General features: G+C 37.4%; 13 protein-coding genes. 6 read left to right on the forward strand and 7 right to left on the reverse strand.

The features are described from left to right. The first annotated feature begins 186 nt into the window (after nt 1–186). The 3 genes from NZ519_06505 to NZ519_06515 are packed head-to-tail and all read left to right on the forward strand — an operon-like array spanning nt 187 to nt 3903. Nucleotides 187–531, forward strand: a complete 345-nt coding sequence (locus tag NZ519_06505) for a hypothetical protein (protein ID MCS7028402.1) — start codon at nt 187–189, stop codon at nt 529–531. Between the two features lie 6 nt (nt 532–537). After that, the gene (locus tag NZ519_06510) at nt 538–2127 is read left to right on the forward strand and encodes a T9SS type A sorting domain-containing protein (GenBank protein MCS7028403.1); all 1590 of its coding nucleotides are present in this window, start codon (nt 538–540) and stop codon (nt 2125–2127) included. Nucleotides 2128–2145: 18 nt separating this feature from the next. Beyond that, the gene (locus NZ519_06515) at nt 2146–3903 is read left to right on the forward strand and encodes a hypothetical protein (GenBank protein ID MCS7028404.1); all 1758 of its coding nucleotides are present in this window, start codon (nt 2146–2148) and stop codon (nt 3901–3903) included. A gap of 13 nt (nt 3904–3916) precedes the next feature. Here the strand turns inward: NZ519_06515 and NZ519_06520 are convergent, their stop codons facing one another. Together NZ519_06520 and NZ519_06525 are read right to left on the reverse strand one after the other, a co-directional pair. Then, nucleotides 3917–4051, reverse strand: coding sequence for a hypothetical protein (locus NZ519_06520; GenBank protein MCS7028405.1), 135 nt, complete (start codon nt 4049–4051; stop codon nt 3917–3919). Between the two features lie 493 nt (nt 4052–4544). Beyond that, nucleotides 4545–5237, reverse strand: a complete 693-nt coding sequence (locus tag NZ519_06525) for an NRDE family protein (protein MCS7028406.1) — start codon at nt 5235–5237, stop codon at nt 4545–4547. A gap of 234 nt (nt 5238–5471) precedes the next feature. Between NZ519_06525 and NZ519_06530 the strand changes: the two genes are divergently transcribed. Next, the gene (locus tag NZ519_06530) at nt 5472–8291 is read left to right on the forward strand and encodes a serine hydrolase (GenBank protein MCS7028407.1); all 2820 of its coding nucleotides are present in this window, start codon (nt 5472–5474) and stop codon (nt 8289–8291) included. On the opposite strand, the gene NZ519_06535 is transcribed toward NZ519_06530, so the two are convergent. Beyond that, nucleotides 8246–8512: a hypothetical protein gene (locus NZ519_06535; GenBank protein MCS7028408.1), complete on the reverse strand. Its 267-nt coding sequence runs from the start codon at nt 8510–8512 to the stop codon at nt 8246–8248. The genes NZ519_06530 and NZ519_06535 overlap by 46 nt on opposite strands. A 272-nt stretch (nt 8513–8784) precedes the next feature. Next, on the reverse strand, nt 8785–9009 hold the full coding sequence (locus tag NZ519_06540) for a hypothetical protein (protein MCS7028409.1): 225 nt from the start codon (nt 9007–9009) through the stop codon (nt 8785–8787). A 92-nt stretch (nt 9010–9101) separates the two neighbouring features. Between NZ519_06540 and NZ519_06545 the strand changes: the two genes are divergently transcribed. Next, on the forward strand, nt 9102–10361 hold the full coding sequence (locus NZ519_06545; protein MCS7028410.1) for a pyruvate dehydrogenase complex dihydrolipoamide acetyltransferase: 1260 nt from the start codon (nt 9102–9104) through the stop codon (nt 10359–10361). Nucleotides 10362–10363: 2 nt separating this feature from the next. Continuing rightward, the gene (locus NZ519_06550) at nt 10364–10507 is read left to right on the forward strand and encodes a hypothetical protein (protein ID MCS7028411.1); all 144 of its coding nucleotides are present in this window, start codon (nt 10364–10366) and stop codon (nt 10505–10507) included. Between the two features lie 191 nt (nt 10508–10698). Here the strand turns inward: NZ519_06550 and NZ519_06555 are convergent, their stop codons facing one another. From NZ519_06555 to NZ519_06565, 3 genes are all read right to left on the reverse strand, one after another. Further along, nucleotides 10699–10959 carry a hypothetical protein gene (locus tag NZ519_06555; protein MCS7028412.1) on the reverse strand — a complete coding sequence of 87 codons (261 nt, stop codon included), beginning with the start codon at nt 10957–10959 and terminating at the stop codon, nt 10699–10701. Between the two features lie 70 nt (nt 10960–11029). After that, complete coding sequence (locus NZ519_06560; protein ID MCS7028413.1) at nt 11030–12811, reverse strand: hypothetical protein; 1782 nt, start codon at nt 12809–12811, stop codon at nt 11030–11032. Nucleotides 12812–13018: 207 nt separating this feature from the next. Further along, nucleotides 13019–13354: hypothetical protein (locus tag NZ519_06565; GenBank protein MCS7028414.1), on the reverse strand; the 336-nt coding region annotated here is incomplete at its 5' end.

Below are 13354 nucleotides of genomic sequence, written 5' to 3' on the forward strand. Positions count from 1 at the left end.
ACTACCCTTATGGTACATGGAGGTGGCATATTCAGGGATAGAGTAGAAGTTTCTGACGCTTCAACCAATAATAAACTCTCCTTTTTTCACGACGGGGCAAACTACCGTGTAGAAAGTGAAGGCACGGGTGATTTGCTGTTTAATTACAGTTGAGGAAAACGTGTAGTATTCGAACCCAATGTAAAAGTGGCAGGCAATTTAATGATAGGCACAGATTCTTTTACTGACGGTACAAATACCTACAAACTCAATGTAAATGGGCTTATACGAGGAAAGGAAATAAACTGTTATCCTAGCTGGGCAGATTTTGTCTTTGAACCCAACTACAGACTGATGCCCTTACAGGAAGTAAAAGCCTTTACCCAAGAACACAGACATTTACCAGATATACCATCTGAAAAAGAAGTGAAAGAAAAAGGTATTGCACTTGGTGAGATGAACGCCAAACTCCTGCAAAAAATTGAAGAACTGTACCTGTATATCTTTGAAATAGAAGAAAGAATTCGTATTTTGGAACAAAACAAACGTTAAAACGGTATGAAAAAATATCTTGTTTTTAGTCTTGTACTGCTCAACAGCGTGTATAGCATGTATGCACAGACATACAGAAGTTTTGAAAAGTGGATGCCACGCCCCACCGCGCCATACTCCTTGAAAAATACAGCTTACTGTGAGAGTTATAACGGAGAAAATACATGGGCAGTATTTCAGATAGACAGTATGCAGGGCAGTGCAGTAAAGGGGCGGCAGCAATGGCTGATGCGTATGGATATAAACGGTAATAATTTATGGAGTACAAAATTAGTGTGCAAGAACAGTTATGTAAACAGTATAATTCCTTGTTCTGATGACGGGGCGTTGCTTACAGGGCAAATACCCAATGGTACTTACTGGGCGGGATGGCTTTGCAAGGTAGATAAATATGGAAATATACAATGGACATACAAATATGCGCCTACTACCCCGCATAATTTTCACTTTAAAAAAACATTTCTATATGAAAACACCTTTTATGTTTTGGGACATAAAATATATTCTACATATTCTTTACCTGTTATTCTAAAATTAGATACACTGGGAAATATTATATGGAGTAAAGAATACAAAGAATATCCAGCATCTCACTACCCAGGGTTTATAGGTAAAGTGAAAGATAATGTTATTACTTTTTCTACTGCTGTCAGTGATAATGGCACTGCTTATATTTGCGACATAGATACATCAGGTAAAGTAGTATGGAACAGATTGTACAAAGTAAAATATCCAACGCTAGATGCTTTGATACCAATAGATGTATTCAAACTAAACGATAATAGCTTTTTGATCTCCGCCGGACATACTTATTTTTCAGCCTTTGTGATAGATACTTCGGGTAGTGTTTTATGGAATAATTACATACCTCATCAAGATTATAATATCAATTTTCAGCCTTTGATAGAGGAAAACAATAAAATATACTCTTTTGCTAGTCCTTTACAATCAATTTTTTACAAAGACAGTATAAAACAGTCTTTTGGCGTTGTTTATCAAAACCTGAATATAGGACCGTATCCAGATACGTATGTATATTACTCTAACAATATGTTCAATCATAAGCCGAAGAACAGTCGCAATATGGTAAGTCTTATTGCCAGTAAAATTTATCCAAGTTCTAATGTATGGTTAAAAAAAACAGACACTACTCTTTCAGACACCTACTGTCCTAAAATTGTTAAGTATTTGAAAGACACAGTACCTCTGCTTAAAGATAGCAGTATTACGATAAGCAATTATGGGATGAGTCTTACAAAAACGGCAGTACCAGGTTTAACCTATCCATTAAATATACAATGGACATTTGAATGCGGCAAAATTGCGCCCAGCAGTATTATTACGCCCAGTACGCCTGTATTTAACCTTGTTCTGTATCCCAATCCTGCGCAGGAACACATTACCCTCCGTACAGAACTCAAAAACTATGAACTGCGGTTATGGGACAGCTATGGCAGACTGCTTTATAAAGCACTCAATATGTCGCAGGGCGAATATATGCTGCCTGTATCCCACCTGCCACAGGGTACATATCATATAGAGTGTGTTTGCAACCAACAGCATTTTGTTCAGACTTTTGTTAAAATTCAACCTTAAACCTTATTCTTCAGTCTTATGAAAAAGAATATTTTTTTTATAGTTGTTATTAGTCTTTATACAAGGGTTTTTGCCCAGATACCTGCTGTAATATATGACTATGGTATGAACTGTGATAATTTGTATCAAAATAGGGTAGGAAGTCCTATACTAACATCAGCAAATCAAAATTCACCATATTTATTGCCCAGTGAGGATGGATCTTATTTTGACGGCGAATACCAAATGGTTGACCTACTTGGAAGCAGTATAGATAGAGTTAAATATATTACCATAGAAGCAGTATCCTTTCCTTTCATACCTGATTTTGCAGAACTGGGACATACCTCGAGTAGAGTCTGTACAGTATTAGACTTGAACAGTACCGCTTTCTCAGATAGCGTTACGAACGATATGTCTGGTCCTTATGGATTAAGTAAAAACTTTTACCAAAGCATGCCTTCTTTTATACCACCACAAAGACGATTAGAATATATTAGTTATGATTATCTAGGCAACAGTTATACATGGAATTATCCCGTGTATACAAGGTTTTCTCAAATAAGATCTGATGGTTTTCCAGGCACAGGTTCAGGAGCGTTTCATTACCATAATGCTCAAAGTATGTTATTATCTAAGTATTTCTCTTCCGGGTATGCATCTCCATCCGTTCCTGTTTTTGGTCGCAGAATTTATTATCCACACACAGTATTAAAACATACCTTATGGGATATGTATGGGAATAAAGTCTCTTTTATAATAGACCATACAAGAGGAATTTTAAGTTCATATCCTTTTACTAATTGTGGTAGTGCAAGCGATGCATCTCAACATGATTTATCTTTGTTTGTTGAACATAATAATGATAGTACTTGCAGTAAGGTTGGTTATGCTACTGATTTCTTCAACCAATATATAGGGTCTATTAACTATCCGCCCATAAATACTGACCACGAGGTTATAAGGTTCACAATAAGAGGAAATAATTTTGACTACCCAGCAGGTTATACTAATAACGGTTTAGGACAGCTCATCACTATAGCTTCTACCCCCTGCTACCACAGGTACTTCATAGACAAATCCATAGACTTAACCAAAATCAATCCTACGGAAAAGGTTATTTATCACCCTTCCGAAGTAACAGTAAAAAGTGGGGTAACACTGCATTTTCCGAGTTGTTATACCTTCAGAACAGTACGCAGTACCTATCCAAAGTCAGCAGATATGGCAAATCTTAACCCTGCTAACCCTAACGGATGGAACAGCATTCACAACGGCGGACCCTACCATGATTTGAGAGAAATTCCCATTCCTACGGATTTAAGTCCCACTTCTGACCCTAATGACGCTTCCGTGTATATCATAGAAAACGGCGCAAGTGTTATTCTCATGGACGGGGTAACAGTCTATGACTGTACTTTCAAAGTAAAGCCTGGTGGTTTTATCGGCAATTATGACAGTAAAGACGTAGCAGGCAGGTTTAAAATACAGTGGTTAGATGGTAGCGGGAATGTTATCAATCAATTTATTATGAATAGAGGACGCGTACAGAAGGAGGAAATCCATCTCAATAACCTGATTATAGATGCAGATGTAATTTTTGATGCTAAAAGAATTTATGCAGGAGATGTTGCTGCAATTACGCTGAACCCCACAGGAAAACGCAAAGTTATATTCAAGGCAGCAGAAAAAGCTGACCTCAAACAGATTAACATCAAGCCTAATCACCCTCACGCACAATATCAACTCTTTTTTGGTAATTACTGTGGTAAAAGTACTTCGGCAATAACAGAATAAGCAAAGAGTATAATTATTTTTTGGTTTTGGGCGTGCCCTTGCCCACACTTCGCTGCGCTTGTGTGGGCAAGGTCGGCGTGCTGCGGGCTGCGCTATCGCTTCGGTGCTGCGCTTCGCTACGCACTGGGCTAACGCCCACCCTCCGCATGCCTCACGCAAGCGGCTGCTATCAAACTAAGCCTGCTTATCTAAAATCCAATCTTGTAAGTGTCTGAAAATGAGTACTAAACAAGATAAAAGACTATTTTTCAATCTTGTAAATTCTTGAAAATCAATTTAAAATAAGGTAAAACTTACATGTTCAAGGTTAATAGGAAATGTATGTATTCAAGGTTTAACCCTGTACATGCTTGAAAATGAATATAAAACAAGATAAAATAAACGTAGTTCAATTAAGGTAAAAAATTTTTACTTTGTAAGTATTTGATAATCAACATCAGACAAGGTAAAGCGGGAATATGTATAAAAACAAAGTAAAACATCAAAAAAGTGCTTGCGTGAGGCATGCGGAGGGTGCATAAGCAGTGCGTAGCACCGAAGCGAAGCGCAGCCCGCAGCACGCCGACCCGAGCGCAAGCGAGGGACACGCCCAAAAACTGAAAGCATTTTTTACGCCCCAATATAACATGATATAATTACATTCAGAAGATGGGTAGGTATTGTGTTACTTTTTTGCCCACCTCGGGATACAAAGGTTGATATTCTATCACACTTTGTTTATCATCTCTGGAAAGTAAGGTAAAACTAACAGTATTAACCTCTTTACCCAATGAATTAACGTAGTTTTGTATGCGACAAGTGCTTAAAAATGTTTCATATTCTTTTATACTATTAAGTTTAGTATTTTGCCATATTCTATTTCGCTCTTGGCTTACCTGCACAGAATATAACGTTGCTGAGGAAAAGCTATAACTTCCATGTAAAATAGTGTAAAAATGGAGTTCAAAACTATCCCATGTAACCCGAAAGGCAGTTTCACCGTCAAAAACAAATAAATGAAATGGCGCAAAATCTTTAGCCTGACTTTGAACGTAGAAAAAAGGTTGTTGATGCACGAGGCTCAGAATATCTAAGACCAACTGGCCTCTGCTGTGAAAATAGACCAAGTTATATTGGTTTTTGTAGTGAGTGTGATTCATCAAGCACGCTACCCTACCAAATTGATTGACGCCTATCCAAGTTCCTGACCCGACAGGGTCAATCGGAGCAAGAATGTGTATATTATTCTTTTGTATGTGCTGAGGTGAGTACGCTAAGTTTCTATCAGATACTTCATCTCTGTTAAAACCTATGGTAAGTTTGCCTTTTTGATATTCGAAAGCTAACGTACACATATTGAAACAAATTCAAACAAGTGTAACAAATATACTAATTTTGAGGGTAGTAATGGTAATGGTTTAAGATATTTTTGCATACAATAAGATGCCTGCGGTGCCATAGATACACACTTATAACAAAAATAATTGATATACCTCTACTGTTAAGAAATAAATTTAGTTTTATCTCTGTAATTCTAAATTGTGCTTAATTTTTACATGATATCTACTATTTTACTCGTATTACCGTTTATGAAAAGAGGATATTTTTTGCGCGTAATCGCAATTGTATTTCTTGTAATTACGACAAGCATTTTTATAGTTCATCGCAATGTTCATATTCAAAAAACTACCATTCATAGCAAGAAACTCCCCGATCTATTCAACTTTTCTAACGCAGAACAATACGCAGACTCTATGCTCAAAAAACTCTCTCTAAATGATAAAATAACACAACTTTTTATCTTGCCACACACACAAAAAATGAAAAATATAGGGGGCTACTTTTATCCGTCTTTATCTGACAGTGTTATTACAGATAACAGTGCATTACCCTACTTTAACGTCATCTCCTATCCCCAGAATGAAAAGTATATTCCTTACCTTGCTACTCTGGGCACAGTGAAAAATCAAAAAGTTTTAGAACAGCAAATAAATGCACTTATCTACCAAATTAAAAAAAGAGGATTTAACTTTTTATTGCTACCTTCTACTTTATCTCAGTATCTTTACCAAACTGATTGTATTAGTCCAAATGAAACAACACAAATACATCACCTTAAAATTTTTCAAAAGCAATGCACAGAACAACGCATAGTATTGTGTCTATCTACTCCAAAAATCTATACCCGGGATAGCCAATACATTCGAAAACAAGGTAAAATATGGAGGGAACTAAAAGAATACTTAATCAATGCTATTCAAGTCAGCAATTCGGATAGCACCTTTATGCAGCCTTTATATTACTCTCGGTATTTCGTGCAGGATATACTGCGAAAAACGTACTATTACAATGGTTTGGTTCTTACCGATAGGTTAGATAAAAGCCCTCAGCCTGTAAAATATGTAGAATTATTGAAAAACGATGTAGATGTGCTGGTATGTCCGCCTGATGTAAAAAAAGCCATTCGTGAGATTAGAAAAGCAATTATCATACGCAAAATATCTATTCAAAGCCTCAATAACAAGGTCAAACGAGTTTTAATGGCTAAGTACTTTATTCAACAAAGACCCAAAAAGCCACTTACAGACATATATGCCCAAGCTGCATATAGAAACACCCTTGCTCATAGCGTATGCTTACTTAAAAATGATAAAAACCTACTTCCTTTTGCCACAGATTTTAATTTTTCTACATGGACATGCATAAGTCTTAATGCAGATAACTATACTCCATTTCAAGCAACATTAGCACAATTTGTAAATGGTCTAGAGTTTAAATATCTACCTTTTATCGCAAATGAAAAGCAGCTAAAAACAAAATTAAATAAAATCCGAGAGAACGTGATTATGAGCATACATGGTATTTTGAGTCCTGAAAAACTAAAGGTCATAGATACATTTTGCCTTACTCATAGTGTAGTAATAGTCCATTTTGGACCTTTGTATGCTCCTTTAAGTTATTATACTCACGCCAGGAGTGTAATATATCATTTACAGGATGATAGTGATGCCCAAGACATTCTTGCGCAAGCAATATTGGGTGCATATCCTGTGCAAGGAAAGTTTGAATTTTTATTATCTGCACCGTATCAAGTGCATACGTATCAAGCGTGTAGATTAGGAAGAGGGTTACCTGAAGAGGGAGAAATGTACCTTACTAAATACAAGGTACATCAACATTTAGACTCTATGTTAAAAGAATGGATAAAAGACAAGGTTATGCCGGGCGGTCAGATTATGGTTGCGCACAAAGGTAAAATTGTTTATCAAAAAGCTTTTGGGCATCTGACGTATGAAGCTACTCAAAAAGTTAAAATGCAGACCTTGTATGATGTAGCTTCTTTGACTAAAATTTGTGCTACTACGTTAATGTGTATGCGCGCTTATCAAGATAGTTTGCTCAAGCTGCAAGATAGTTTAAAGAAATATCTTCCCTATTTAGATACAGCTAAAGGTACACTCAAAAATGCAGTTATTCAAAAATTGCTTACACATCATTCAGGTGCAGGAATAGGATTACCTGTTTATACGTTCAAGTTTTTTCAAAAAGATGCCCCTCAATTAAAACGATATTTTTCTACTGTGTACAAAGAGTTGTCATCAAAAGATAAAAAACATATCCTTAAAAAAGATACTGCTTTTACTATTCCTGTGGCAGCAAATCTATACTTTCGCAATGATGTGTGGGATACCATTTTATACCATATTAGTCGAATAAACTTGCAAAAAGAAAATGAATACGAATACAGTGATTTTAATATGTATTTATTGCAAAAAGTAGTAGAAAATCTTTACGAAAAACCTCTCAACGAGTGGATCGAGCAAGAGTTTTATAATAAAATGCACTTAAAACGTACATGTTTTTTGCCTTTACGTAAATTTAATCTTGAAGAGATTGCCCCCACAGAAAAAGACGATTTTTGGCGAAGACAGCTTATTCACGGTTATGTGCATGACCCCACAGCAGCTCTATGCGGAAATGTATGCGGAAATGCAGGTTTATTTAGTGATGCTTTGGGTATTACCGCTATTGGGCAAATGCTTTTGAACTATGGTTATTATGGAAGACACCAATTGTTAGATACCAATACGATATTACTTTTTACGGCGGCGCAGCCAGGTACGTTTAGAGGATTGGGCTTTAATAAACCTCCTTTACAAAGAGATAGTCTTAATCATCCTTGGCAAATGAGTTACAGATGTTCTCCTAGAACCTATGGGCACACGGGATTTACAGGGACTTGTCTTTGGGTAGATCCTCAGTATGAACTTGTATTTGTGATGCTTACTAACAGGGTACATCCCAAGGCAGACAATAAAAAACTGATTGAGCGTGGGATAAGACAGTATGTACAAAGTTTGTTTTATGAAGCAATAGGGGTTGAACCTCGCCCTGTAAGTAAAAAATAATAAGTGGTTATATCAAAGATTGGGTTTTGATGGACTCTTTTGTACGACAGAGGTTTATTTCTGGGCGTGTCCTTGTGGGCGTTACGCTGCGCGTATGCCCACAAGGTCGGCGTGCTACGGGCTAACGGTGCTGCGCCCCACCCGCCCACCCCTTGGGCAAGAGTCAAAGCGTGGGCGAGGGGCTTCGCACCGTGCTGACGCACGCCCTCCGCATGCCTCACGCAGAAAATGCAGTAAGTATGCTAAACTTATCTATCAAAACTTTTACCTTGTAAGTACCTGAAAATGAACATCAAACAAGATAAAAATATATTTTAACCTTGTAAACATTTGAAAATGAGTGAAAAACAAGATAAAGAGTATTTAATCAGGGTTAAAGGGTTATCAAAAGTCCATATATTCAAGGTTTAACCTTGTAAGCGATTGAAAACCAATCTAAAATAAGATAAAACAAAAACAGTTCAAACAAAGTAAAAAAATTTAATCTTGTAGGTCATTGAAAATCAATGTTAAACGAAGTAAAGGAAGGACATGTATAAAAATCAGGTAAAACATCTAAAAGCTGCTGCGTGAGGCATGCGAAGGGTGCGTGAGCAGTGCGTAGCGCAGCGTAGCACCGAAGCGATAGCGTAGCCCGTAGCACGCCCACGGTAAAACGTGAACCATATTGATTGTATGATACAGCACTTAAATTCTTCAAATAAAAGCACTTGTACATTTATTTGGCATAATCCAAGATAAATTCAAGAAAAAAATTTGCGGAATTTGTGTATTGAACATTATTTTTACATTCATAACTGATTAAAAACTATGGCAGAAGTTATTGAAATGCCCAAATTAAGCGACACCATGACCGAGGGCGTTATCGCAGCATGGCATAAAAACGTAGGGGACACTGTAAAAGCAGGAGATTTACTCGCAGAAATAGAAACCGACAAAGCAACTATGGAATTAGAATCTTATTTTGATGGTGTTTTATTGTATCAAGGAATTGAAGTAGGTAAACCTGTCCCAATTGGTACTTTAATGGCTATTATCGGAAAGCCAGGTGAAGACATTAGTGCAATATTAGCGAAGTACTCAGGTACAAAAACTGATTCTACTTCCTCAAAAAATTCCTCTGAGGTTGAGCAAAATACCATTCAAAACCCCTCTGCGCAAGGTAAAACCCATGTTTCTCAAACTCCAACGGATGACCGTATCAAAGCCTCTCCGCTAGCTAAAAAAATTGCCAGTGAAAAGGGGATACCTTTACATGAAATTGAAGGAACAGGTGATAACGGTAGAATAATTAAAAAAGATGTAGAAAATTATGCCCAGCAACAAAAACAGCAAATTACACAAACTTTACAAGTAACTTCTGTTACTCCTTCTGTGCCCGTTACGCAGGGAGCATACACTGACACTCATGTCAGTCAAATGCGAAAAACTATTGCTCGGCGTTTGAGTGAAAGCTTATACAGCGCTCCGCACTTTTTCCTCACTATTGAGATTAACATGGATAATATCATAGAACTTCGTAAGCAAGTTAATGCTATATCCGATGTTAAAACATCTTTTAATGATTGGGTGGTAAAAGCAGTTTCTATGGCACTACGAAAACACCCTAAAATTAATGCCTCTTGGCTAGGGGATAAAATCAGAACGTATCATTACATCAATATCGGGGTTGCGGTAGCGGTAGAAGAAGGATTATTAGTTCCTGTTATTCGTAATGCTGACCAAAAAACCATTACTCAAATTAGCACAGAAACGAAGCAATTAGCAGAAAAAGCTAAAAATAAAGAACTTCAGCCCGCGGATTGGGAAGGTAATACGTTCACTATCTCTAATTTAGGCATGTATGGGATTGATGAATTTACGGCTATTATCAATCCTCCTGATGCGTGTATTTTAGCCGTGGGCGGAATAAAAGAAGTACCTATTGTCAAAAATGGTCAGGTAGGGATTGGTAATATCATGAAAGTAACGCTTTCCTGCGACCATAGAATAGTTGATGGTGCTATGGGTGCAGCTTTCTTACAAACTCTTAAAGCCTTGTTAGAAGAACCTTTCAAAATCTTGATATAAGGTTGAATTTATTTTTATTATTTTGGGCGTGTCCCTTCGCTGCGCTTCGGGTCGGCGTGCTACGGGCTACGCTGACGCTTCGGTGCTACGCTGCGCTCCGCACTGCTGACGCACCCTCCGCATGCCTCACGCACGCTGCCTTTTGACGCTTTGCCTTATTTTATACACGTCCCTGCTTTACCTTGTTTGATATTGATTTTCAATGGCTTACAAGGTAAAAAATTTTTACTTCGTTTCAAATTTTGTTACTTTACCTTGTTTTAGCTTGATTTTCAAGCATGTACAAGGTTAAACCTTGAATACATGGACTTCTTATAGCCCCTTAACCTTGGATAACTTAATTTTTACCTTTTTTTGAATTCATTTTCAGATACTTACAAGGTAAAGATTTGATAGATAAGTTTAGCATACTTACTGCGTTTTCTGCGTGAGGCATGCGGAGGGCGTGCGTCAGCACGGTGCGAAGCCCCTCGCCCACGCTCAAACCCTTGCCCAGGGGGTGGGCGGGTGGGGCGTAGCACCGAAGCGATAGCGTAGCCCGTAGCACGCCGACCTTGCTTGCATGAGCGCAGCGAAACGCAAGCAAGGACACGCCCAAAAAAATTAAAACAAAAAATTTAACATCTATCCTTTCATAAAAACATATTTCAATCCTTTGAAAAATCTACTTATGCCTTTCTTAAATTTGGTAAAATCACTGCTACTAGCACAAAAACGGCACTTACTAATTTAAGCCAATGCGGCAATATACCTAACGTAAGCGAAAAACTAATAATTCCTTGAAATATCAAACAACCTATTACAGCAAAAAGAATACTATAAACTATTTTGTTTAATCGCAATAAATGTTGAACAGCATCTCCCAGCATTAAGCCTGCTAAACCAGAAAGCATAACCCCTATGCCCATGTTAATATCCGAAAAGCCTTGATACTGTGCCATTAAACTGCCTGATAAAGCAATTACTGCATTAGAGATGACCAAACCTATAATCTTTAACCTATCTGCGGAAATAGCTAATTGGGCTAACATTTTCTCATTGTATCCCACCGCACGCATGGCTAAACCTAAATCTGTTTGAAAAAAGTATATCCACAACAGAATAAAACCAACCAAAAACACCAAACTTACTCCTATTTCCGAATACCGTGCATTAAAGATGGTAGAATACTCCAACAAAGGAACATTAGAACGCCCCATTATCCCAAGATTGATAGAGTATAGCCCCGTCATGACTAAAATACCTGTTAGCAAAGCGTTTACTTTGCCTTTTGTATGAATTACTCCACTACAAAAACCTGCTATACCTCCTGCTACCATTGCCAAAAATAAAGTTAAACTCACAGAAAAGTGGTTTGTCAAACCTATTGCTGTGATGCTTGCCCCCAAAGTATAGCTGCCATCCGCAGTAATATCAGGAATTTGAAATACTTTGAAAGAAATAAACACACCTAAGCCCAAAAGACTTAACAACATACCCGCTATAATCGTGCTTCGTGCAAAGTGATATGAATTATAGACTTGTAATTTTGAAGCAGAAGTATCTTTCTGTATCTTGTACTTAGCTGATAGAGTAGGATGTAGTACTTGCTTTCGTGTATGTACAATAGTAGGTGCGAGTAGAATTTTGTTTTTAAGATAAAAAGCCGTCATTTTTCCTGATTGATAGCCCCATGCGTACATATCTGCGCCAAAAGCCGCCGTTGCCCCTCTACGAACTAAACCTGCTTCAGAGGTAAATATGGGAACATTTCTTTGCTCACAAGATTGAAATATCGTTTCAAAAGAAGAAAAAATAATGTTATCTGGCAGTGCAAAAAAGACATCTATTCCTTCGGATAGCAGAGCCTCCACTACTATTTGTGTTTCTGAACTTTGTGTAACTGGTTTTACACGTACATCAAGATTGAGTGTTTTACATTGTTTTTGTAGCCGCGTTAAGGCTTGAGTAGCATTAGGTTCAGATGCGTTGTAGATAGTACCTATACGTTTAGCTTGGGGCATCAATTGAGTAATAAGTGTGACGGCTGTATCTATATAGTCCAAAGTTTCGTACGTACCTGATAAATTTTTAGGAACGGTATTAAGTTGCATCAGGTAAGGTTCAGGGGCAACCATCATAAAAATTGGGATGCTTTTAGTAGCGTTGATAGATGAAAGTGTAGCTAAGGTAGTATTAGTAGCCAAAATATCCACAGGTTTATTGACTAAATAAGACTGAATAGTATTCAATGCAGCAATACTCCCTTGCGCATTTTGATAGATAATTTGAAGGTTTCCTAACTTTTCACTGTATCCTTCTTGGGCTAGGGCATCAAAGTATCCTTTGCGAGCTTCATCTAAGGTAGCATCTTCAATGGCTTGTACAAAGCCGATTGTGATTTTACGCTGCGCCCACAATGTATCAATTACAAAAAAGCAAACTACTAATAGCCAAAAGTACTTGTACATATTTGCTGTAAAGGTACATAAAAAGTATGTTTGGCTACATGAATGCTGTAAAAATGAGATTTTTTTTTGGCGTGTCCTTGTGGGCGTTACGCTGCGCGTATGCCCACAAGGACACGCCAAAAAAATTAAAGCCCAGATCGGATTTTGAAAACAACTTTATGTAGAGAAAAATCCACTTAACATAAAAAATTGAGCATTGTTGCATTTTTATGCCAAATTATGTTTTTTTAAGAATAATTCATCTACTTTGGCGATTTGCATGACTATTTCTTTGCTCATACCCTGTTTGAGCATCTCCCTTATCATGCTGACCTTTTCTTGCTCTGCAAGCTGTCTTTCTTGTTCTAATTCCCTTTGTTTTTGCTCTGCCCTTTGTTTTTCTTGCTCTGCGCGTTGCTTTTCTTGCTCTAATTCTTTTTCTTTTTGTTCTGCGCGTTGTCTTTCCTGCTTCAATTCCTCCGCTAATTTCTCTCTATCCCGTTCTACCATCTTAAAACTCTCTATAATCTCATCCTCTATCTCCATGCTCTTCCTTACCTCCTC

The sequence above is a fragment of the Bacteroidia bacterium genome (assembly GCA_025056095.1).
Lineage (GTDB): Bacteria > Bacteroidota > Bacteroidia > JANWVE01 > JANWVE01 > JANWVE01.

Coding starts and splice junctions, on each gene's coding strand:
- NZ519_06525 (MCS7028406.1), bottom strand. CDS start 5,237: ATGTGTACGTTAGCTTTCGAATATCAAAAAGGCAAACTTACCATAGGT.
- NZ519_06515 (MCS7028404.1), top strand. CDS start 2,146: ATGAAAAAGAATATTTTTTTTATAGTTGTTATTAGTCTTTATACAAGG.
- NZ519_06530 (MCS7028407.1), top strand. CDS start 5,472: ATGAAAAGAGGATATTTTTTGCGCGTAATCGCAATTGTATTTCTTGTA.
- NZ519_06520 (MCS7028405.1), bottom strand. CDS start 4,051: ATGCGGAGGGTGGGCGTTAGCCCAGTGCGTAGCGAAGCGCAGCACCGA.
- NZ519_06560 (MCS7028413.1), bottom strand. CDS start 12,811: ATGTACAAGTACTTTTGGCTATTAGTAGTTTGCTTTTTTGTAATTGAT.
- NZ519_06510 (MCS7028403.1), top strand. CDS start 538: ATGAAAAAATATCTTGTTTTTAGTCTTGTACTGCTCAACAGCGTGTAT.
- NZ519_06545 (MCS7028410.1), top strand. CDS start 9,102: ATGGCAGAAGTTATTGAAATGCCCAAATTAAGCGACACCATGACCGAG.
- NZ519_06540 (MCS7028409.1), bottom strand. CDS start 9,009: ATGTACAAGTGCTTTTATTTGAAGAATTTAAGTGCTGTATCATACAAT.